At 47.7% G+C, this 21,300-nt stretch carries 19 protein-coding genes; 7 read left to right on the top strand and 12 right to left on the bottom strand.

Going from position 1 to position 21,300, the window contains the following annotated elements; all coding sequences use genetic code 11:
- Positions 1 to 141: 141 nt before the first annotated feature.
- Positions 142 to 1,572 carry a reverse transcriptase family protein gene (locus tag ON05_RS07470; protein WP_010480083.1) on the top strand — a complete coding sequence of 477 codons (1,431 nt, stop codon included), beginning with the start codon at positions 142 to 144 and terminating at the stop codon, positions 1,570 to 1,572.
- Here ON05_RS07470 and ON05_RS07465 read toward each other — a convergent pair.
- The 5 genes from ON05_RS07465 to ON05_RS07445 all read right to left on the bottom strand — a co-directional run bounded on the left by ON05_RS07465 (position 1,556) and on the right by ON05_RS07445 (position 8,261).
- A complete protein-coding gene (locus ON05_RS07465) occupies positions 1,556 to 2,977 on the bottom strand; it encodes a PQQ-binding-like beta-propeller repeat protein (RefSeq protein ID WP_010480081.1) in 1,422 nt (473 codons plus the stop codon). The two genes, ON05_RS07470 and ON05_RS07465, sit on opposite strands and share 17 nt — an antisense overlap.
- 109 nt (positions 2,978 to 3,086) lie before the next feature.
- Positions 3,087 to 5,753, bottom strand: coding sequence for a response regulator (locus ON05_RS07460; RefSeq protein ID WP_010480078.1), 2,667 nt, complete (start codon positions 5,751 to 5,753; stop codon positions 3,087 to 3,089).
- A complete protein-coding gene (locus ON05_RS07455) occupies positions 5,750 to 6,145 on the bottom strand; it encodes a response regulator (protein WP_010480077.1) in 396 nt (131 codons plus the stop codon). Before ON05_RS07455 ends, ON05_RS07460 begins: the two co-directional genes overlap by 4 nt.
- A gap of 42 nt (positions 6,146 to 6,187) precedes the next feature.
- The gene (locus ON05_RS07450; protein WP_010480074.1) at positions 6,188 to 7,744 is read right to left on the bottom strand and encodes an ATP-binding protein; all 1,557 of its coding nucleotides are present in this window, start codon (positions 7,742 to 7,744) and stop codon (positions 6,188 to 6,190) included.
- Entirely contained in the window at positions 7,698 to 8,261 is a 564-nt protein-coding gene (locus tag ON05_RS07445; protein ID WP_010480072.1) for a heme NO-binding domain-containing protein, read from the bottom strand. The genes ON05_RS07450 and ON05_RS07445 overlap by 47 nt, the downstream gene beginning before the upstream one ends.
- A 965-nt stretch (positions 8,262 to 9,226) precedes the next feature.
- Here ON05_RS07445 and ON05_RS07440 point away from each other — a divergent pair.
- From ON05_RS07440 to ON05_RS07430, 3 genes are all read left to right on the top strand, one after another.
- Positions 9,227 to 9,994, top strand: coding sequence for a class I SAM-dependent methyltransferase (locus ON05_RS07440; protein ID WP_010480069.1), 768 nt, complete (start codon positions 9,227 to 9,229; stop codon positions 9,992 to 9,994).
- Positions 9,991 to 10,701 (top strand): TenA family transcriptional regulator, encoded by a 711-nt coding sequence (locus ON05_RS07435; protein WP_010480067.1) that lies wholly within the window; start codon positions 9,991 to 9,993, stop codon positions 10,699 to 10,701. The genes ON05_RS07440 and ON05_RS07435 overlap by 4 nt, the downstream gene beginning before the upstream one ends.
- Before the next feature lie 162 nt (positions 10,702 to 10,863).
- Entirely contained in the window at positions 10,864 to 11,913 is a 1,050-nt protein-coding gene (locus ON05_RS07430) for a TauD/TfdA family dioxygenase (RefSeq protein WP_236619141.1), read from the top strand.
- Between the two features lie 84 nt (positions 11,914 to 11,997).
- Here the strand turns inward: ON05_RS07430 and ON05_RS07425 are convergent, their stop codons facing one another.
- A complete protein-coding gene (locus tag ON05_RS07425) occupies positions 11,998 to 12,819 on the bottom strand; it encodes a hypothetical protein (RefSeq protein WP_139026122.1) in 822 nt (273 codons plus the stop codon).
- A 92-nt stretch (positions 12,820 to 12,911) separates the two neighbouring features.
- Positions 12,912 to 13,931 carry a DUF6745 domain-containing protein gene (locus ON05_RS07420; protein ID WP_010480060.1) on the bottom strand — a complete coding sequence of 340 codons (1,020 nt, stop codon included), beginning with the start codon at positions 13,929 to 13,931 and terminating at the stop codon, positions 12,912 to 12,914.
- 210 nt (positions 13,932 to 14,141) lie between these two features.
- Between ON05_RS07420 and hemB the strand changes: the two genes are divergently transcribed.
- Positions 14,142 to 15,122, top strand: a complete 981-nt coding sequence (gene hemB / locus ON05_RS07415) for a porphobilinogen synthase (protein WP_010480057.1) — start codon at positions 14,142 to 14,144, stop codon at positions 15,120 to 15,122.
- An 82-nt stretch (positions 15,123 to 15,204) separates the two neighbouring features.
- On the opposite strand, the gene ON05_RS07410 is transcribed toward hemB, so the two are convergent.
- The 5 genes from ON05_RS07410 to ON05_RS07390 form a co-directional block, all read right to left on the bottom strand.
- Entirely contained in the window at positions 15,205 to 15,945 is a 741-nt protein-coding gene (locus ON05_RS07410; protein ID WP_010480055.1) for a sulfite exporter TauE/SafE family protein, read from the bottom strand.
- 90 nt (positions 15,946 to 16,035) lie between these two features.
- Positions 16,036 to 17,292 carry a tryptophan synthase subunit beta gene (trpB, locus tag ON05_RS07405; protein WP_010480051.1) on the bottom strand — a complete coding sequence of 419 codons (1,257 nt, stop codon included), beginning with the start codon at positions 17,290 to 17,292 and terminating at the stop codon, positions 16,036 to 16,038.
- 480 nt (positions 17,293 to 17,772) lie between these two features.
- A complete protein-coding gene (locus tag ON05_RS07400) occupies positions 17,773 to 18,069 on the bottom strand; it encodes a hypothetical protein (protein WP_010480049.1) in 297 nt (98 codons plus the stop codon).
- Between the two features lie 211 nt (positions 18,070 to 18,280).
- The gene (locus ON05_RS07395; protein WP_071826362.1) at positions 18,281 to 18,595 is read right to left on the bottom strand and encodes an ISAs1 family transposase; all 315 of its coding nucleotides are present in this window, start codon (positions 18,593 to 18,595) and stop codon (positions 18,281 to 18,283) included.
- Between the two features lie 228 nt (positions 18,596 to 18,823).
- Positions 18,824 to 19,375, bottom strand: coding sequence for an ISAs1 family transposase (locus tag ON05_RS07390; protein WP_262561347.1), 552 nt, complete (start codon positions 19,373 to 19,375; stop codon positions 18,824 to 18,826).
- Positions 19,376 to 19,568: 193 nt separating this feature from the next.
- On the opposite strand from ON05_RS07390, the gene ON05_RS07385 reads away from it, so the two are divergent.
- Entirely contained in the window at positions 19,569 to 20,123 is a 555-nt protein-coding gene (locus tag ON05_RS07385) for a 2OG-Fe(II) oxygenase (RefSeq protein ID WP_010472799.1), read from the top strand.
- Between the two features lie 68 nt (positions 20,124 to 20,191).
- Positions 20,192 to 20,764 carry an IS630 family transposase gene (locus ON05_RS07380; RefSeq protein ID WP_010472801.1) on the top strand — a complete coding sequence of 191 codons (573 nt, stop codon included), beginning with the start codon at positions 20,192 to 20,194 and terminating at the stop codon, positions 20,762 to 20,764.
- Positions 20,765 to 21,300 lie beyond the last annotated feature (536 nt).

Raw genomic sequence — 21,300 nt, 5'->3', positions numbered from 1 at the left:
CTAACGAGCACTGGTAGAGCGGCCCCGCTCGAGTTGAGCAATCCAGTCCGAAGAGGTTTACGAAGAGGCGCTTAACTGACCGGGTTTATTTTTTCGAAATAGATCGCTACTTATATCATCGAGTTCACCTTTCTCGGCTCTATGTCCAATCAACCCCGTACTCGCCAAGAACTCTACGATCGCATCCGTCAAAGCTCCCGTGATGAGGTCATCCTAGAAGAAATGGTGCGGTTAGGATTTTGGCCTGCCGAGGGCGAGATGCCCCAAGATCCGGCTACTGAGATTCGGCGTAAAGGGGAAATTCAGCGAGAACTCGCGGCATTGCGGGCCGAGAACCGCAAACTCCACAACGAAGCCGCCATTAAGAAGCAGCTCTACAAAGAACGACTCGCTGCGTCTAAAAAGAAACGACAAGAAACGAAAGAACGGCGAGAACAAGAACGACAGGCCCGAGCTGCAGCATGGCAAGACCGAAAAACCCGCGATATTGTCTATCTGGGAACAGGGGTTTCCGGGGGACTTAATCAGACCGAGTGCGATCGCACCCGACTTCAACAATATGGACTCCCTGCCTATGGGACGGCAGAAGAAATTGCCAAGGCCATGCAGATTAGCGTTGGCCAGTTGCGCTTCTTAGCTTTCTCTCGGCGGACGGCCCAAATTTCCCACTATGTTCGCTTTAAAATTTCCAAGAAAACTGGGGGAGAGCGCCTGATTTCAGCACCTATGCCCCGCTTGAAGCAGGCTCAATACTGGATCGTAGAGAAGCTGCTAGCCGCCATTCCCCTCCATGAAGCTGCTCATGGGTTTTGTCCGGGGCGCTCCATCGTTACCAATGCAACGCCACACTTGGGAGCCGATGTGGTGATTAATCTTGATCTCCAAGATTTTTTCCCGTCCGTTTCCTATCCCCGGATTAAAGGTTTATTTCGCTCTTTTGGCTATAGCGAAGCTGCCGCCACGATTTTTGCCCTGCTCTGTACAGAACCGGATGTGGTGGAGGTGGACTTGGATGGTCAGCATTACTATGTGGCCCAGTCTCAGCGACATTTGCCTCAAGGAGCACCTACCAGCCCCATATTGACCAATCTGCTCTGTCGGCGTCTAGATCGTCGGTTGACGGCCATGGCGGCAGAGTTGGGATATCGGTATACGCGCTATGCCGATGATCTAACCTTCTCAGCCACAGGTCAGCCTCAGCAGCAGGTGGGCAAGCTGTTGCGACGGACCCATGCCATTGTCACCCACGAAGGGTTTACAATTCATCCTCAGAAGACGCGGGTGCTTCGCAGTGGTCGGCAGCAAGAGGTGACGGGGGTGGTTGTCAATGAAAAGCTGAATGTTGACCGTAAAACCCTCAAGCGATTCCGGGCGTTGCTTCACCAAATTGAGCAGTCCGGCTATGACGATCAGCATTGGAACGGCCAGCCGGTCTCGTTTGCCCAGATCCAAGGCTATGCCAATTTTGTGGAAATGGTGAATCCTGAACGCGGAGCCCAATTCCAGGCTCAAGTCAAGCGAATCAAGCGCAAGTATCCACCCCGCGTTCAAGCCTTTAAACCAGCTTCTTGATTTCACCGTAGGCGCGATAGAAGCCGCCTCGGGCTGATTCCCGCAAGTCTTCGACCACGTAGCGCGCTCCTGCTTCCCGCATTTCTTTGGGAAACTGGACATTCCAGTCAGTGTGATAACCCGCAGATTCTACCCGGACCCGCAATTTGCTACCGTCTTTTACACAGACTAAAATCACGCCCTGGCCAGCATTGGTGGTGGTTTCTAGGGTAGATGAGGCTGCGATCGCATCTAGTTTCGGCGCTTTCACATTCACAACATCCGGCACAGTTCCCGCTTGAGCGGCTTGAATGGCGGCTTCGCTGGCATCAATACAGGCCAAAGAGCCATCCGTCGTCACAATATATAGACGATCTTGAATAAACTGCATGGAGAAGGCAGAACCACAGCCCGTTCCCAGTTTCCAGAGGCGTTTGCCGTCTGCATCAAAACAATAAACAGAAGAGGAACTGTCTCCCGCAAATACATATTTGCCGTCTGCCGCCGCTGCACAGGAATAAACTTGGGTATCGCATTTAAGAATCTGTTCTTGCTGACCCTGTTTTGTAAAGCAATAGACCTGGCCTTGACTGGTACCGGCATACACAGTTGACTCTTCCTGCCAGCCAAACAGGACCGCCCCCTGGGTCCGCTGATTCCAAATCACCTGACCGTCTTCCCAGTCATACATCGTCACTCCACCAGCATGGCCATGGTAGACACCAATCTCATCGCATCGGACCATCCAGCCGTGATCGCCACTACTGCGTTGGTTCCACTGGGATTCTTCTTCATGGTTAATGGTGGTGACCACACCCTGGCGATCCGAGACCCCCAAAATCCCGTCGTTGATATCCAGCCAAAAGATATCGACATCCTCGGCAATAGAATAGGCCACTCGGGGGATTTTACCGCTTAGGTCGTAGACTTTGCCATCGTCACACCCGGCATAGAGCCAATCATCATCAGCCACAATACATTTAACGCCATCGGGGAGTTTAAACTCTTGGGTAACTTGGCCCTCGGGGGTAAGGGTAAAAATTTGTCCCTTTTGATTGCCCACCCAGCAGCGAGATTCATCAATAAAGATGCCAAAGGCGGAGGCACCAGAGGCAAACTTCCAGAGGACGGGCGCACGCTTGGCCGAGGAGCGGGTACTGGTGATTTCCCGTCGGGTAATGGCCCGCTTTTTCCTTACCCCCTGGACCGCATGTTCGTAGCCTTTGCGCAGCTTCGCTTTGATCTTTTTCTCGGCTTCGGCTTTTGCTTTCTCGGGGGTCGCCAAGGTTTTCTCTTGGGTTTGGCCTGCATTGCCAATCCGTCCATACCGGATTTTTAGCTCGGCGCCATTCACCACCACTTCGTAAAACTTGTGGGCGACCCCTTCGTCTTCTGACAGCTCTAAATATGTTCTTTCTTCGGTCATGCTGATCCTCGCTAATCCTCTGTCCTATAGGATTCACCTATCAGATCCAGTTTGATGCAAGGAGGGATCAATTCTCGTGGATAAGCGTGAGGATGACGATTGCGCAGGCCTAGGCCATCACTTTGATGTGAGCATTCTTTAGATACCGATCCAGCGCGGCTTGTAGTTCCTCTGTGCGGATCGGTTTACTGACATAGTCTTGCATCCCGACTGCTAGGCACCGCTCTCGATCCCCCTGCATGGCATTGGCGGTCAGGGCAATAATATGGGGGCGATCCTCAGCGCCCCATTCCTTTTGAATGGTGGCTGCTGCCGTCAGGCCATCCATCTCTGGCATATGTACGTCCATCAAAACAATGTCATAGGTTTGGCGCTTTAAGGCTGCCAAGACTTCATGGCCATCATTGGCGACATCAGCGCTATACCCCAATTGTTTTAGGATCAGTAAGGCGACTTTCTGGTTTACGGCCACATCTTCTGCCAGCAAAATACGTAGGGAGGCCGGGCTGACTCGCTCAGGCTCCGGCGGCTGTTCTTCTGGTTCGGCAGGCTCTCCAAAAATATTAGCCAGAACATCATGGAGCCGTGACTGTTGAATCGGTTTGTTTAGGATAGCTGCGAAGTTGATATTCCCCTGCTGTTGAATCAACTCATCTTTGCCCAAAGAGCTCAACATCACTAAGGGAAAGTCTGCCAACTGTTCCCGAATCCGCTTGGCCAAGGTTAACCCATCCATTTCTGGCATTTGCATATCCAGAACGGCCAGATCAAACCCATGATCGGCGGTGAGTAACGCTAGGGCTGCGGCTCCTCCCGGGACGGCCTGGCTGGTCATGCCCCAAGCTTTTGCTTGCAGGGTTAGAATTTTACGGTTAGTGGGATTGTCGTCTACGATCAGCAGATGCTTACCATCCAAATGGGCAGGAGAAATAATGGGTCGCTGAGCGGGATCAGCGATGGGGACGGAAATCGTGAAGTAGAAAGAAGACCCTTTACCCACTTCACTTTCGACCCACATGCGGCCACCCATCAGCTCACACAGCCGATGACAAATGGCTAATCCTAATCCGGTGCCGCCATATTTTCGGGTGGTGGAGGCGTCCACTTGGCTAAAGGATTTGAACAATCGATCCATTCGATCAGCCGGAATGCCGATTCCCGTGTCTTTGACTACAATCTGAAGGATATGGTGACCCTTTCGGACTGGAGCGGCATGATCTGCTGTGACATCTTGAATGTAGACCACCACTTCTCCCGTGTCTGTAAATTTGACACCGTTGGTGAGGAGGTTGACGATAATTTGTCGTAGCCGGGTCACATCCCCGATAATCCATTCGGGGGTATCGGGTTCAAAAAGGTATGCCAATTCTAAGGATTTATCTACTGCCCTGGGGGCGACGATACGGAGGGCTTGTTCGATACAAATTCGGAGGTCAAAGGGCTGGTTTTCAAACTCCAACTTCCCAGCTTCTATTTTGGAGAAATCTAAAATATCGTTAATCAGGCTGAGTAATGCATCCCCACTGCTGCGAATGGTTTCTACAAAGTCAACCTGTTGCAGATCCAAATCTGTATTCAGAAGGAGACCGGTCATGCCAATGACGGCATTCATGGGGGTCCGCAACTCATGGCTCATATTGGCTAGAAACTGAGATTTAGCGGTGTTGGCGGTATCAGCGTCCCGCTTGGCCTGCACGAGGGCCGTATTGTTGGTTTCTAAGGCCTGGCGCTGCTGTTGCTCTTGCTCTAAGAGTTGGGCTTGGGCAATGGCAATGCCCACCTGACCCGCCACGGCTTCTAGTAGTTCGATGTCTGCTTCGGACCAATGGCGGTTGCGATCGCACTGATGTAACACAATCACCCCATTGGCCTGGCCCTGATAGGAGGTACGAGTCGCCAGTAGGGACTGGAGCTGGGCCTGGTCACAAAATTGGATCTCCCCCTCGGTCATCTGGTCCCGATCTAGTTCAGGCATTGCCCATACGCGATCATGACCAAAGATTTCCGACAGCAGGGGATGATTGCCCATCTCTAGTTCCAGGCAGGAGGCATAATCCATCTCCAAATACTCCGCCAGGTCAGAGTCTCCTGAACTCTGGGCTGAATAGCTCTGAATAAAACAGCGATTGGTTGCAAGGGTATAGCCCAACTGGTCAACGGTGGTTTGGAAAATATGCTGAGTATCGAGACTGCGGCGAATGTCTTGGGTAATCTGCTCAATCAGCAAGACCCGCTGAATTTGCAGGTTTAAATTCTGGTTGGCGGCTTCTAAGGCGGCAGTCCGCTCTTGAATCACTTGTTCTTGTTCCGTGGTGAGCTGCTGCAGCTTTTGGTTCATTAACTGCAGTTCTTGGTTCTGCTCTGCGAGTTGCTGATCCGTCAGATAACTCTGAACCGCAGAAGCAATGGTTAACTTCAAGTCTTCTGCCTGCCAGGGTTTGGCGATGTAGCGATAGAGATCGGCATGGGTAACGGCATTTGCGATCGCATCCACATCTGCTTGCCCCGTCAGCATCACCGTGATCGTCTCCGGGGACTTCTCATGAATGCGCTGGAGAACTTGATCCCCCTTCATGCCTGGCATGATGTAGTCAGAGATTACCACCGCTACTTCATATTCATCTTCTAGCAGTTCATCCACAATCTCTAGGGCTTCTTCGCCACCCTGAGCCGTTTCAATGGCGCAGTCCTGGCCAATGGATTTGCGTAATTCAATTTTGAGGGACTCTAGAACAGTAGATTCGTCATCCACACAGAGGATAAAAGGCTTACTCATAGCGCTTCCAAATTTGACTTCAGCAGTTCAATTAATTCGCTTTTACGCCAGGGCTTATGGATAAACCGATGGAGATCTGCCTCTTCCTTGGCCCGTTCAATCGCTGAGTGATCCGCCTGCCCAGAGAGCATGATTTTGATGATATTGGGATGATCTTGATGGAGTTTGACGAAAAATTCGTCTCCCTTCATCCCTGGCATTAGCCAATCACACAGCACCAAAACCACCTCAACGCCGTCTTCCTGCAGCTCCTCCACAATTTCTAATGCTTCGTTGGCATTGATGGCTGCTTCTACATTGCAGAGGTCACTCAGTTCTTTCTTAATCTGTATTTTGAGACTGTCTAAAATAACTTTTTCATCATCTACACATAGAACGACGGGTTTAACCATTACATTGATCCATTGCTAGTCGATTTCGAATCGTCTCCTGCCCTAAATCAGAGGGATAGACACGGTAAATTGGGTCTTCCCGGGCTCAGATTCCACGGAAATATCGCCCTCATGCTTCTTCACGATCTTTTGGACAATATCGAGTCCCAAACCGCTTCCTTCTCCAGGGGGCTTGGTGGTAAAGAACGGTTGGAATATCTTGGGCATCACTTCGGGCGGTATCCCCTGACCACTGTCGGCAATTTTGACCTGGACCTGATTCTCATGGTGCTGGACATCCAGAGTCAGGGTGCCTTGATAGTCCATGGCCTGCAGGGCGTTATGAATCAGATTGGTCCAGACTTGACTCAGCTCATCGTGGAAACAGGACACCGATGGAATGGGATCATAATTGCGGATAACCTCAACCCCATTTTTAAGCTGACTCTGGTAAAGGGTTAAAACCGTTTCAATATCGTAAATAAGGTTAGTGGGGGCCTTTTGGCCCGTATGGTCAAAGTGAGAATAGCTCTTCAGGGCAAAGACCACTTTGGCAGCTTTATCCGTCGCCGTTTTGATGGTCTTGGTGCTGTTTAACAAGGTCGAAAATTGGTACGCCATATCCAAGGTCTGGCGACCGTCTGTAGACTGCAGTCGAGGGACAATGGCCTCGATCTCTTCTAAATAATTCAACTCGGCTAAGGTATCCGCCACGTCATCCGCCTGTTCGATCCCTTCCGCTTCCAGCAGGCGGATATTGCCTCGCTTCAGCTTGCGTTTCTCTCGACTGCTTAGGATCACCAGATCCTGGTTGGCGGAGTCCAACAACTCTGAAAATAACTGGTGACAGTCTCCCGTTAGGCCCTGGAAAAAGGTAGGTAGTGCCCCTAAATTGCGTTCTAAGAAGTCAGAAATATTCTCTACAGAGGATCGGATTGCCCCTAGAGGTGTATTGATCTCGTGGGCGATCCCGGCAATCAACTGACCAAGGGAGGCCATCTTTTCCGATTGAATCAGCTGCTCCTGGGTGGTTTCTAGTTGCTTGAGAGTTGCCTGCAAGTTGTGGTTTTTCTCCTGAACCACCTGCAAGGTCTGCTCTAATTCAGCTTGTTTGGCTGCTAACTCCTCTGCCATATGGGTGGTATCGGCCAGAGCTGTTGATCGAGCCTGGAGCAGATAGAGAAAATCTGAGGTGGGTTCATGGGTGGCAAAATCTTGCAGTTTTACCCCATAGCCTTTGAGATCGGAGAGGTCTGTGACCCAGAGCGAACCAATAAAGAAGATCACCTCTTCTGACTCAAGGGGCATCAACTGTCCCTTGAGCTGAAATCCTCGATGAATCGATTCGATTAAAAACAGTTTTTTTGACTTTTTCAGTAGGGCATCAAACTCCAGTGCTACCTTTGGACGCTGAATCTGAAAAAAATCATCTACCTGCCCGCCCATCAGCCCTTCAGGAGCAATGTGTTGCAGAACCTTACCCGCTTGCAAAATCTCTAAGTTGCGATTAAAGACAAAATGGAAGGGAAAAACCTTGGCAAAACACTCGGGGGGTAAACTGCGCTCGATCCCATTAGTGGAAAGGACACTTGACTCTGTACTTAACTGAGAACTGATCATGGTCGGCGCCCTCCTCGCGGCTGTGGGTCTGGTTGATATCTACCTCTGTTTCAAATCGTTCCCCCAGCCCTTCTACCAATCCCATGACCATGGGGGCTAGTCCATCTCGCTCCGAGTGATAATGCAGGGTTAATTCTTCCTCATCCGCTTCCTCGCAGTCAAAGGATGGGGGTTGCAACTTGGGAAACATCACCCCTACTCGGGCATGAAGATCATCCAGATTCTCCAGGAACTCAGGTAAATCTTCCCCATTCATTTCCATTAGCTCTCCATACCCTTCCTGGGCGGTGAACTGAACCCAATACTTACCGAAGGCATGCATAACGTCTGCAGGAGAGAGCTCCAATACTTCGCTAGCGGCTCCCACCAACCGGTAGGTCAACTCATCGGGGTAGCCTTCCATGCTGATAAAGGCTTCCGTTTTGATCTCAGCTTTTTGTTTGATCGCCTCCCAGGTTGCATCATTAAAATGGCTGCGCACCATCTTTTCGATGGCTTTATTGACTAGGCCATACATGAGAGCCTCCCTAACGATCTAAATTTCAACAGCTCTAGGGTTCCCAATCCACAAAACATGTTCCACATGGGTTTTGTTTTTGGATTTTTATCTTTGCAAGGACTAATAATGCCCTAATTCTGCCTGAAAAGTAGTCAAAAAATGAGGCGGTTTCTTAGGAATATTTGCTGAAGATAATAATTTCTAGGTTGGCAAGGTGCCTCTATATAGAAATCTGGATTTATTTGAGATGTAAAGAATAAATGTTTAGGGCTGTGAGTCTTCGCGAATCAATAATTCACCTTTCTTTATTTAGTGTTAATAATTAATTAATAATGAGTTTATCTAATTTATTTTCCAAGAATAATCAAATATTTAATTATGAAAATAATCAAATTTCAAGCCTTAAAACATGCGTGTAATCACTCAAAAAAACCTTATCTATAGCTGTTTTCGTGCATTAAAGTTACGTGTTTACACTGATGCGACACCTAGACAGACCTAATATTCTCTGATTTATCGTTAAAGACTAAATCAGTTTTATCGATGAATTGACCCAACCAAAATAATCTGAAAATTCTTCCAAAAAGATATTAATGAGTTGCTGATCATATTTTTTCGTCACAAGTAATTGGAGATAAATCTCCATAGGTATTAATATCTATCTCTTTGGCGAAAGAGTATTTAAAAGTGATATTTCTACATATAGTGCAACTATGTAGAAAATATTTTCCATGCCAAAAATAGTGAAATATCTTTTTTTGGAATAATTCAGGCGAATAGTTAACAACATCAGGCGGTTATTGGTTAATGGTTAATGCTAAACAGGATCAAAAAAGTGGGGATTATTCCCTATCTACTCATGCCTTCTCATCTCTATTTGAAGTCAGAGCAGATTTCGGACTTGTGCCAGATTTTCGCTAAAAAGAAGTGTTCTCTAACCTTTCGTTTATGTTGTTAATCCATTTAGAACCCAAGAGGAATTCATGATTACGGCCAATAAACAAGTCACCCAAGCTCTGTACAACGATACAGCGGTTCGATGGGTTCGAGGTGAACCCAGCTCGCTGTCTGACTTCACAGCACGTCCCGCCATTTTGGAGATGTGTGCGCCAGTTACAGAGCAAAAGATTCTGGATCTTGGATGTGGTGAAGGGTACTGTAGCCGTCAACTCCGACAGCTCGGTGCAGCATCCGTTTTAGGCGTCGACCTTTCCCAGAGGATGATTGAAGCCGCCCAGGCTCAAGAAGAACAAGAGTCTTTGGGGATTACCTATCAAGTGGGATGTGCCACGGACGTTCGGCATTACACCCAAGACAAGTTTGATTTAGTGGTGGCTGTTTTCTTGTTTAACTACCTAACGGTTGCCCAAACTCAGGCTTGCATGGCAGAAATTTTTCAGGTGTTGGAACCTGGCGGGCGGTTCATCTTTAGTATCCCCCACCCTGCTTTTCCCTATATGCGCCAAGCTGAGTTTCCCTTTTATTTCGAAGTGGATGGCAATAACTACTTCAGTGGACGGGACCAGCAATGTCCAGGGCGCATTTGGAAGCGTGATGGTTCCTGGTTAGACGTCCAGCTGATTCACAAAACTCTGCAAGATTTCTTTGAAGCGTTGCAAATGGCTGGTTTTACAAGCATGCCGACTGTGCGTGAATTACGAGTCTTGCCTGAACATGTCGAACTTGATCCTGACTTTTTTGGACCATTAGTTGATTATCCCTTGCATATGGCGATTGAGGTGCACAAATGAAAACGATTACTGCCTACTCTATGGATTCCTATCGCAGACTGACCATGCGGCACCCTCTGTGGAAGCATCCTTTTTTAGAGCAATGCCGATCTGGAGAGCTGACTTTGGCCGAAGTGCGTGTTTTAGCGGTACAGATGTACAAGTTTTCCCAAGCCTTTAATCGCATCCTGGCAGGCATTATGTCTTGTTGCCCCGATGAGAGCGCCCAGATGGTGATTATGGAAAATCTCTTGGATGAAATGGGTCAGGGCGATTTGACTCATGCTCATCCAGAATTATTTCGGCGGTTTACTCGGGCGTTAGGGATTGATGATGGGACGCTGCAAATGACGCCCCCGGAGCCAGAAACCCAGGCCATGATAGATACTTATCTGGCTTTGCCCCATAAATATGGTTATTTAGCCGCCTTGGGAGCTGTTTGCTTTGCATCCGAAGGAATTGTGAATTCCCTGTATACCCAAATTCACCAAGGCATTGTTGGGGTATCTCCTTTTTCTTCGGAAGCGTTGAGCTTTTTCGAAGTGCATATTGATCTCGATGATGACCATGCTGCTCATTTGGAAGCGCTGATTGAACCCCGATTAAAGACGGTGGAAGACTCTATCTATTTGAATCGAGCGATCAAGAAAGCGATGGATTCGCGACTGAAATTCTTTAATGGTATTCAGCGTGCTTCTGAAGCTGTGTCTTATGCTTGGGCGGCTTAATGGTGTTCTTGTCCTGAGTAATGTGCTAGGTATCTTGGAGCCTCATGGAATGAGGCTCCAAGATACCTAGCAAATGCTAGATGTGATCAAAATAAGCGCTGCTATCGGCCTCAATTCACTAACTGACCCCCTACTTTGCCTTTCGACCCGATTGTTATTGTTATGCCACTTCTTACTCGTATGGGTCATATCGAAGATTTATCTTCGGTGATGATCAAGGCTAAGTCGCAGCCTAGCTGGACTAGTGCAGGTTTAGAAACCAATTCTCACTGGAGAATTACGCTCCCAGAGTCTATATTGTCCTCAACTTTAATGTTGCATCATTGGTTGGAGGCGAGGGGATATACCTGGCAGTCGCCTGAAGCAAGGGGGATGAGAATTCAGAATCTTGATCTTCTGGCGAATGTGATGCGTTATCATCTCACCCAAACCACGGGCGTTGTCTTATTGTCTGGGTTTGATGTAGCTGAGTATGGCGAATCTGCTGCTCGACTGCTCTTGCTGCAGCTAGGCTATGCTTTGGGCTCGGTGTTGGACAAACGTGGACTGTTGTATGATGTCTGCGATCGCGGCCAGGATCACCGCCAAGCGAATGTGCTTTTTTCCAGTACCTGCACGTCGCCTGGCTACCATACAGACAGCACAGATGCGGACCTGATGCCCGGTATTGTGTCTTTGCTGTGCTTGCGGACCGCTCGGGAAGGAGGTGTCAATCGTTTGGCGAACACCCTCACGGCTTATCAACGACTCCTTCAATCCCAACCCGAGGTATTACGGCGACTTTGCCAACATTTTATTCGTGACAAAATCATTGTCGGAGAGGTCGGTACCCGCTCTCACCTCGATCGACTACGAAATTCGTTCCCAGTGTTTGAGTGGGGCCGCTGGTATCCAGGATTAACCTGTCGGTATATGCGCTATTGGATAGAGGCGGGCCACGATAAGGCGGGATTACCTCTATCGGAGGAGGATCTATTTGTATTGGATCAATTTGAGGCGACCCTCAATCAAGAGGACATTACCTATCAACTTCAGCTCCAACCAGGTGACATGATTTTCCTGAATAATCACCTGATTGCTCACGACCGCACGGAATATCTAGATTGGGAAGAGCCAGAAAAGAAGCGACACTTAGTTCGCATGTGGGTCGGCAATGATGCCCTTCAGCGTCCTGCTCCCAAACCAATAGATATGAACTTGAGTCAAATTTGATCATATCCAAAACAAGTCAAAGTCTGAGGTTTTCTCAGCATGGTTTCTGTGCTTTCCCTCAGTAACTGATTTTGAGGCCATTGTTTATAAAGTTGTACCTAAAGCTCTGACACGATGCCAAAAGGCATCAGCTAATCGTAAATCTATCTCATGTTCTAAATGTGGAATGCCAAGATCTCGATCGACATGATTGAAAATGCCGTCCGTTCCAACCTCTAGGACAACCCAACCTTGAGATGGGCTAAAAAGCAGATCTACACAGCCGAATGATTGCAGAAGACCCGTCGCCCTAAGCGCATCAGTAGCAACATTTACAGCTTTCTTGGGTATGTCGCCACAGTCACAGTACTGAGCCCCTCTCGCATGGGCAACCCACGGATCTTTTGAATTTACATCTGGGTGTCTCCTGACAACCCACCCAAAAAATTCACCACCAGCGCAATAGGTCCGATAAACTTCAGGTCTTGCCAACGCTATGAATTCTTGTAGGACTATTGGCAAAGGCCAGTCTGTCGGGATATTGGTGCCTGCATTAAACAGTCGGTGTCCAGTTGCCCCTGTACTGGTGGGGTACTTTAAGCACCAACGGCGGCTCGGATCTTGAAGGACTTTTTGTTGTGCAGACTCAATGTCAGCACATAGGAGAGTTTGCGGTGAACTGACCTTCGCTGTATGAAAGCGTCTAGCGACTTGGCGCTTATCCGATGCTATATGGATGCCTTCATACGGAATAAACCAGGCGTTTTCACCGATTTTATCCAGTTCATCGTAAGCGAGAACATAGTTGAATTTAGCTGGGTGGTGAACAACTGGGACCGATAAAACTTGTGCAAGATGTTCTGCCAGTGCCTCAAATCCCCAACCACTGGATCCGCTGCAAAGAATACCAGCGTCTTCGAAGGACATTGCGCTATTTTTGAGTATCTCTGAGCTTGTGTTATGAGCTATGCTCTCACCTCTGTCCATAGTTATTTTTGGAGGTCAATGGAACCTGACTATCATTCAAGTATTTCTAGCGAAACTGCAGCATACCTGAATATATAGGGTTTACAGTCTGTGTCTTTGCTCGGAAATGATGTTCCAAGGAAAGCGATGTAACAATCGAAATCTAAAATTTCCTGGCTATACCAATAGTGCACGACTATTCCATATTCTCCGGTGCTAGGCAGCTTTACTTTTGTTCCTGGTTCAATATACTCACCATTTTGGCATCGTCTGCCTTCGAGAGGCACTCCTCCATGAGCCGCATAAACGCTGTAACCATCCGTAAATTGGAGAGCAGGCCCTTCATCAGCATGGAGGAGATTGGCTGAATCAAACAGCAAGATATTGGGGCGATCACAGACGATGCAAACCTGCTCAAACAGGAAGATAAAGCTGCAGCATTCCATTAACTCCCTAGCCACTTCCCATTTTTTGGAGTCATGCTGAACACCCAGAACTGATATGCAAAAATCAAGCATACATCCCCAAATAGACCAGGAAGGAGGTCTATCCACAGCCTCTACTAATTTTGAAATATAGGAATAATTAGTTTCTGCATCGTTAATATCAGCATTCTCGAAATCCTTAGTGAGTTGAGCCTGGATGCAAGTGTCAATTCCCATCGGGAAGTGAAAAGAGGTTGGCAGATTGTCCTTGTCTAGGTGATCAGGATAATCGGGATACTCGATTTGATTTCTTAATCGCCAAAAGAGTGTTTGATCCAACTGTCTCTCCATCAGATGGATAAGATGCCCCATAACCCTTTTATGAAAGGTATTTCGGGTACTTCTCCCCAGCCCGGTTTTGAAGCTTTCTTTTGACTGAATATCTTGAAGGGCTGCAAAAGGATCGCTATAGAAAATCAGGGTGGGTTCAGGGTAGTTACTCTCCAAATATCCAGCTTTGACGGATGCTGCAACCTTATCTTGATCAATCTGTCTGGTAAGCTTTGCAATCGCCTTCCACTTTTCTCGATACTCGGCAAGCAATCCCTCTTGTCCGTGAGATAGATGAGTAATGCGGTGTTTCGACATATTTCGTGCAATCTCAAAAACAATTGAAGCAATAAGCGATACGGTTTGGCAACATTGGTCCCTAACACCTGGCTAGCTTGAATCAGGAACCCATGCAGCAAACCGTGAAGATAATGAACATCTCTTCATTGGGCGTTAGGAACTGTAATAAGATTTTGGGTATGGCGACACAAGTCCCCTCCTATCGTTCATTGCAGAGTCCTACTGGTTATGTTTCCCACCCATCGCCCGCGCCGTCTTCGCAGCCATCCTCAATTGCGCCGCATGGTGCAAGAAACCGTTGTCACCACCAACGATCTGATTTATCCCCTATTTGCTGTACCGGGGGAAGGCGTGGCTCAAGAAGTCTCATCCATGCCAGGGGTCTATCAGCTTTCCATCGATAAGGTCGTAGAAGAAGCCAAAGAAGTCTATGACCTGGGCATCCCCGCCGTGATTTTGTTTGGGATTCCCACCGAGAAAGATACCGATGCTACTGGGGCTTGGCATGATCATGGCATTGTCCAAAAAGCCTCTACCGCTGTCAAAGAAGCAGTGCCGGATCTAATTGTGATTGTGGATACCTGCTTGTGTGAATACACTCAGCATGGACATTGTGGCTATTTAGAAACGGGGGATTTAACGGGTCGGGTTCTCAACGATCCGACCTTGGAGTTGCTGAAGAAAACCGCCGTTTCCCAAGCCAAGGCAGGCGCTGATATTATTGCCCCTTCTGGGATGATGGATGGCTTTGTCCAGGCGATCCGGGCAGGACTAGATGAAGGGGGATTTGAAGACATTCCAATTATGTCCTACGCCGCCAAGTATTCCTCTGCCTACTATGGGCCGTTCCGCGATGCGGCTGAATCTGCGCCTCAATTTGGCGATCGCAGAACGTATCAGATGGACCCCGCTAATTCCCGCGAAGCGATCAAAGAAATTGAACTGGATATCGCCGAAGGGGCAGACATGCTGATGGTGAAACCTGCTTTGGCCTATATGGATATCATCTGGCAGGTAAAGCAAGCCTCTAACTTGCCCGTCGCGGCCTATAACGTGTCCGGTGAATATTCCATGGTCAAAGCTGCAGCCCTCAACGGTTGGGTGGATGAAGAAAAAGTGGTGATGGAAACCCTGATGAGCTTTAAGCGTTCAGGAGCCGATATGATTCTGACCTACCATGCAAAAGATGCCGCCCGCTGGTTGGGATAGCCCTCGACTTTGTAAGGGGTAAATCTAGAAAGCTGGCCCTTATGAAAGAAAAGGCCAGCTTTCTAGATTTAGCAAGGGGCTTCTACCAAGCCATCAAAACCTGGCGTTGTTCCCACAGCATCAAGATGCCGCTTACCCCAATAAAGATAAACGTGACTTGCTTAAAGAGGTCGTTACTCATCTTGCTGAGCACCCACTGGCCTAACCAATTGGCAGGAAACGCCGCCGCCCCAATCACCACGCCATAAATGACATATTCTCTGTTCAGGTTACCTAAGGACGCATAAGCGCACAGCTTAATCACGTGGGCCAAAATAATATTGGCCGCTTTCGTCGCCACCATCGCTTCCTTTAGCAGCCCGTAATTAATATAGGCCGGGTTCATAATCGGCCCCGTACTGCCAATTAGGCCTGAAGCAAAGGAATTGCCGAATCCTAAGGGGAGGAATTGCCAGGTCTTGAGGGTAAAGGTACTTTCCTGATTGCCAAACCAATAGTTCGCCACCATCAGCAATAAAGAGAGGCCGATGACGAGCTGCAGCCATTCTAAATTGATGTAGTTCAGGGTAAAGGCCCCCAGAATTGAGCCAACAATCACCCCCGGTAGCTGCCATAGGGTGACTTCCCACTCAATATCTTCCCAAAAATAAAAGAGTCGCTGGATATTTCCTAACAGCATCCCCGTTGTAATCACGGGAGCAACTGCCTGGGCACCGTACATAAAACTGACCAGTGGAATCAGTATTAAGGGGCTGCCGCCACCCGCCACCATGCTGATAAACCAGGACAGGAAACTCACCACTCCCAAAACGACAAAGGGCATGGAGTTGAAGCCTTAAACGAACCGCAACCTAATATTAACCCTTTATTAACTTTTGCTGTTGCAATATCGGTACTTCTCTTGCAGGCCAGCCTACTGGGGAGATTGCTGCTCTAAAAACTTAGCTACGGTTTGGACGTCTTTATCGCCCCGACCCGAACAAGAGATAACAATTCGGGGACTGCCTTCTAACTGGGGGCAGAGGGTTTCCAGATATGCGATCGCATGACTCGTTTCTAAAGCTGGAATAATCCCTTCCAGTTCCGTTAACCGCTGAAAGGCCGCGACTGCCTCTGTATCCGTGACGCTGTAATATTCGCAGCGGCCACTATCTTTAAGAAAACTATGTTCAGGACCCACGCCAGGATAATCCAGTCCCGCACTAATGGAATGGGCTTCTAACACCTGACCATCTTCATCTTGCAGCAGATAACTCATGGCCCCATGCAGCACTCCGGCTTCCCCTTGGGTGAGGGTGGCTGCATGTTTATCAGTATTAACGCCAGCGCCTGCGGCCTCCACCCCAATCATGCGGATTTGAGTATCCGGTACAAACTCATGAAATAGACCCATCGCATTCGAGCCACCCCCCACGCAGGCCAACAAGATATCAGGGGTGCCGTTCCACTGCTCTTGGCATTGCTGGCGAGTTTCTTGGCCAATCACGGCATGGAAGTCTCGCACCATCATCGGGTAGGGGTGAGGACCAGCCACAGAACCCAAAATATAGTGGGTGGTTTCTACGTTGGTCACCCAGTCGCGAATGGCTTCCGAGGTGGCATCCTTAAGGGTCCCAGTCCCTGCTTCTACAGGATGAACTTCCGCGCCCAAAAGCCGCATTCGAAAAACATTGAGGGCTTGACGTTCCATATCCTGGACCCCCATATAAATCACGCAGTCAAAGCCAAAGCGGGCACAGACGGTTGCTGTTGCCACCCCATGCTGTCCAGCTCCGGTTTCTGCAATAATTCGCTGCTTGCCCATGCGCTTCGCAAGCAGGGCTTGAGCGAGGGCATTGTTGATTTTGTGGGCTCCCGTATGGTTAAGGTCTTCTCGCTTTAAATAGATCTGGGGACCACTGCCATCGGGACGAGCATAGTGGGCGGTAATCCGCTCGGCAAAGTAAAGGGGGCTAGGCCGACCTACATAGTCTTTGAGCAGTTGGCTGAGTTCTGCCTGAAAGTCTGGATCGTTGCGGTATTGGGCTAGGGCTGATTCTAGCTCTGCCAGGGCGGGCATCAGGGTTTCGGGGACATACTTCCCGCCGTAGGGACCAAAGCGACCCAAGGCATCCGGATATTGTTGTGCGCCAGAGGATTGGTCAGCAGAGGATAAGGGAGTAACAGCCACGATGAATACCCAAACAGATGATCAGACACTCATTATAGAAAAAGATGGTGTGTCCCTGAATGATTCTTAATCCGTTAAAGCTGGCTATGGCGACAATCCTAAGTCCTTACAAGTTGCTGGATTTTGACTATAGGCTAGGAGTCTCAGCCATTCCTTCTAAGCAGACTGAGGAGACTTTGCTCACAAGTAATGGGTTAGCAGGTTTTCATGAGACTGGTTATTGGTGTGGTCTCCTTTTGATCGCAACTTCGTAGTTGGTAAGTTAGGGCTATCAGCAAAGAGCAACTCTACTTTGTTGATACGCCAAGCGAATCCAGACAGATCTGAAAGCAAGAGCAATGAGTTTATACTGCCAACGGCTGAGGGCTTAACATTTTAGATTAAGCTATAACTCTCTCTACCAAGGAATTTGAAGCTCATAAAAAAAGTAAACTTTCAACTCGTTCGGAGTATAATGCGATTTATGTGTTGACACTTGCATCATTTACCGGGTTTATTCTCTGAGTATTTATAAACTCCATCCAAACTCATGAAATCACCAGGCTCATTTCCGAGAATGTAAGGAAACGTCGCTTCTGACCAATCACTTTCCCAGTCTGGAGAGGTTTTAAAGCTTGCTAATTCACGACACAGCAGGAATATATTTTCACTAACTTCAAGCTTTTCAGATGTATTTGTATTAATTACTTCGCATGTAATATCCTGGCCAATGCGACGAATAGTAATCACTCCTTCTTCCCAGGATGGAGGAGTAGATCTAGCAACTTCTTGCATCATGGTAGTGAATACCTTCAGATAATCCGTAAAATTACTATTCCTTTTGGTCATTGTCTGGCTTTTGTAGTTTGAATAGCTAAGTCGATCAAGCCTAATTGTATAAACCCAATCTAAACTAGCTAGAAGTATTAGAGAAGATTTTCTACTTTACCTTTTTAGCCAATTAGACGAGTCAATGACATTCAATGGCAGGTTAAAATACAGGGCTGTTTTAAGTTAGCAGCGAAAAAATAATATCGACCCGATTAGCCAGCTTAGTCATCGCGGTTTTGAGGGATTGATAGTCGTTTAGCCGCAGGATATTAATCCCAATAGTTCTAAGCACTGACCAATTGAGCAGTGCTTGTTCATCTTCGAGTCGATAATCATCTTCGCCAAAAACAACATCCTTCGGCCAATGCAACCGATTTTCAATGCCCCAATGTTCTCGGACCAGAGATTGCCAATGATGGGGTGAGGTGGCAGCTGAACTGATGTAATAGGCCGTATTGTGATACTCCTTTCCTTTCCTTTGCGAGTGCCCCATCGTTGGACACAAAGCACAGAGCGAATTGCCTCCCATTCCTGTAAGGCTATGCCGACAGGCTCATAAACCTGTATACACCGATGTTCATCTCGTCCTCTACTTTGGGCGGAGTGGATGTGCTCAGCCATGGGTTTAAGACACTCAAAGTAAGTCTGAAGATGGTTGTAAAGTCTTCCCTGGTTGGATTTGACCGCCACGAGATAGTCGTTACCCGAGGCCACAATCTTCTCAAGTGTTTTTTTGGGCGTGTAAGGCATCCATGGTAATCAGTAAGCCATCGAGTTGAAGGGTTTCCAACAGTGCCTGGACGACTTTGATTTCGCTATTATCCTCCTGAGTGAGGGCTTCGAGCTTGAGGGTGATGCCTGCTTCCACCGCAAATAAACTCACCAACCCTACAAAACGCTGCTTCCCCTTGGCATCTGTCAGCCCCTGACGAATCCGTTTGCCATCAATGGAGGCTGCATAATTATCGGGAGAGTGAGTCTGGGCTTTCGAGAGCATCCATGCTTCAAATTGGTGGCTCAACGCTTGGAAGTCAAGCCCCTTCATCACTCGACGAAAGGTACAGTGAGACGGAACTTCGAGGCTCTCAAGCCCCAATAGCTCACTTAAAGGCTGGCGATAATCGCTCACAAAGGTTTCTAACGGACGGTACCCTTGATATCCAGCAAGCATGCCCATCACCATCAATAGCAACAGCAGCCATAACGGATGAATACGGCCATGGGCACTGCGGAAATCCGGGACTTGCTTCAAAGTATCGATTAGATGGCTCATCGGTCTCTCTACTGTTGGTCAGTAGAACCATCCTATTTTTTCTAGGAGTAACGTAAAACAACCCTGGGTTAAAATATCCTTCTCTACCAGATCTTGGACATTGTTGTAGATGCGGGCTGATTGATTTAAGTGCTTAAAAGATAGCTGAAGTCCCTTATGACTGGTACGTTCAATTTCCCTACAATAAATATTTATGCCCATTGTCAATAAAGAAGCTCCATTAATTATCAAGATTCCTAATATTTTGACATTCAAAGAATGCGATGAATTAATTAGGAAGATCAATCTGCTTAACCCTAGTCTGGCAACGGTGCGTAATGATGGAGAGGCCGAGATTAATACCAATGTACGCAATAATGAGCGAGTTATTTTTAACGATTCCGCTCTTGCAAAGAAATTATTTTTAAAAGTACAAGAGTACGTCCCGTCAACAATGCAGGGAAGAATCTTGTCGAGCGCTAATGAACGCTTTAGATGCTATCGATATAAAGTTGGCATGAAATTTAGCCCTCATTATGATGGCTCACTTGAACGGAATGGAAATGAAAAGAGTTATTACTCATTTCTCGTCTATTTGAACGATGATTTTGATGGTGGACAAACAAATTTCCTAACCGAATCAGTACGCTCAATTACACCTCGAAAGGGCTTTGGTCTTTTGTTCCAGCATCTCATTCTTCATGAAGGGGCTGAGGTGTCTAGAGGTGTGAAATATGTAGCAAGAACCGACTTAATGTATCAGAGATAAAAAGCTGTATAGCGGATTTCATAAATAAAAAGTACAGTAGAAAGTCAAATATCCTTAGTACTACAGCAATGAAAGCCTACTCTCTTGACTTGCGCCAAAAGATCATTGAAACCTACGAAAATGAATCTATCTCTCAGCGCAAACTGGCTAAACGATTTCGAGTCGCTCCCAGTTTCGTTACTCGTCTGTTGAAGCAGTATCGGCAAACAGGTGAGCTTTCCCCCAAACCTCGTCCAGGTCGCCCGAGAAAACTGAGTTCACAGCAGATTGAGCTTATCCAAAGCCTTGTAGAAGCTCAACCAGATATTACTTTGGGTGAACTGTGTGAGGCACTCAAAGCCCAAGTAGGAGTGAGAGTGAGTACGCCGACGATGTGTCGTGTGATGAAGCACCTCAATTTGACCCGTAAAAAAAAATCCCTTCATCCGAGTGCTAAGGGAAGTGAACGAGTGCAAGCGTTACGCCGGGACTACTGGGAGCAGCTACGAGATGTTCGGGCTGAAGACTTGATCTTCATTGATGAATCGGGCATCCATGTAGGACTGATTTGTCTGTTTGCTTGGGCCATTAAAGGACAGCGTGCCTATGGTGAGCAGCCTCAACGAGGTAAGCATGTCTCGATAGTTGCTAGTCTGAGTTAGGCAGGAGTCGTCGCTTTTGCAGTCATCTTCGGAGCCTTTGATGGATTAACCTTTGAAGCGGACATTCCGCAGGTTGACTTGTCAATAGCCATAATTTAGAAAATTATGGCTATTGGGCTAAGTTGACCCCCTAATAACCTATGCCTTACCCACAAGTGGATTAAACGCATATGCAGAAGCATTTTTGGTGCTAAGACAAATGTTTCAATATCCCGTAGATTGGCCTTTTCCACAGCATCGTCAACGACAGAATAGGGGTTCAACCTCCTCGCCGTGCCCACTAGGCATTCTCTGGGGCAAAGAATAAGGGGGGTTAGCTCACCTCAAGTCTTTTGCTGGTAAGTACTTCAGGACTTGTGGGTAAGGCATAGCCCTAATAACAGCCACTTGATCTAGAATGTCCACAGAGATTTATCAGAACTTGGGGTTTCGGCTCTAAATCTATGCGTTTTCACACTTCAAAAACAGCCTAGATTTAATTGCCAATTTTCAGAACCCAACCTGCGGAATGTGGGTTATAAATTTTAAAACAGGTT

Origin of the sequence: Acaryochloris sp. CCMEE 5410 (assembly GCF_000238775.2) — a bacterium.
Lineage (GTDB): Bacteria > Cyanobacteriota > Cyanobacteriia > Thermosynechococcales > Thermosynechococcaceae > Acaryochloris.
Note: the sequence above shows the minus strand (reverse complement) of the source record. Positions and strands in the feature narration are given on the sequence as shown.

Coding starts and splice junctions, on each gene's coding strand:
- ON05_RS07470 (WP_010480083.1), top strand. CDS start 142: ATGTCCAATCAACCCCGTACTCGCCAAGAACTCTACGATCGCATCCGT.
- ON05_RS07465 (WP_010480081.1), bottom strand. CDS start 2,977: ATGACCGAAGAAAGAACATATTTAGAGCTGTCAGAAGACGAAGGGGTC.
- ON05_RS07460 (WP_010480078.1), bottom strand. CDS start 5,753: ATGAGTAAGCCTTTTATCCTCTGTGTGGATGACGAATCTACTGTTCTA.
- ON05_RS07455 (WP_010480077.1), bottom strand. CDS start 6,145: ATGGTTAAACCCGTCGTTCTATGTGTAGATGATGAAAAAGTTATTTTA.
- ON05_RS07450 (WP_010480074.1), bottom strand. CDS start 7,744: ATGATCAGTTCTCAGTTAAGTACAGAGTCAAGTGTCCTTTCCACTAAT.
- ON05_RS07445 (WP_010480072.1), bottom strand. CDS start 8,261: ATGTATGGCCTAGTCAATAAAGCCATCGAAAAGATGGTGCGCAGCCAT.
- ON05_RS07440 (WP_010480069.1), top strand. CDS start 9,227: ATGATTACGGCCAATAAACAAGTCACCCAAGCTCTGTACAACGATACA.
- ON05_RS07435 (WP_010480067.1), top strand. CDS start 9,991: ATGAAAACGATTACTGCCTACTCTATGGATTCCTATCGCAGACTGACC.
- ON05_RS07430 (WP_236619141.1), top strand. CDS start 10,864: ATGCCACTTCTTACTCGTATGGGTCATATCGAAGATTTATCTTCGGTG.
- ON05_RS07425 (WP_139026122.1), bottom strand. CDS start 12,819: ATGTCCTTCGAAGACGCTGGTATTCTTTGCAGCGGATCCAGTGGTTGG.
- ON05_RS07420 (WP_010480060.1), bottom strand. CDS start 13,931: ATGTCGAAACACCGCATTACTCATCTATCTCACGGACAAGAGGGATTG.
- hemB (WP_010480057.1), top strand. CDS start 14,142: ATGTTTCCCACCCATCGCCCGCGCCGTCTTCGCAGCCATCCTCAATTG.
- ON05_RS07410 (WP_010480055.1), bottom strand. CDS start 15,945: ATGCCCTTTGTCGTTTTGGGAGTGGTGAGTTTCCTGTCCTGGTTTATC.
- ON05_RS07400 (WP_010480049.1), bottom strand. CDS start 18,069: ATGATGCAAGAAGTTGCTAGATCTACTCCTCCATCCTGGGAAGAAGGA.
- ON05_RS07395 (WP_071826362.1), bottom strand. CDS start 18,595: ATGGGGCACTCGCAAAGGAAAGGAAAGGAGTATCACAATACGGCCTAT.
- ON05_RS07390 (WP_262561347.1), bottom strand. CDS start 19,375: ATGAGCCATCTAATCGATACTTTGAAGCAAGTCCCGGATTTCCGCAGT.
- ON05_RS07385 (WP_010472799.1), top strand. CDS start 19,569: ATGCCCATTGTCAATAAAGAAGCTCCATTAATTATCAAGATTCCTAAT.
- ON05_RS07380 (WP_010472801.1), top strand. CDS start 20,192: ATGAAAGCCTACTCTCTTGACTTGCGCCAAAAGATCATTGAAACCTAC.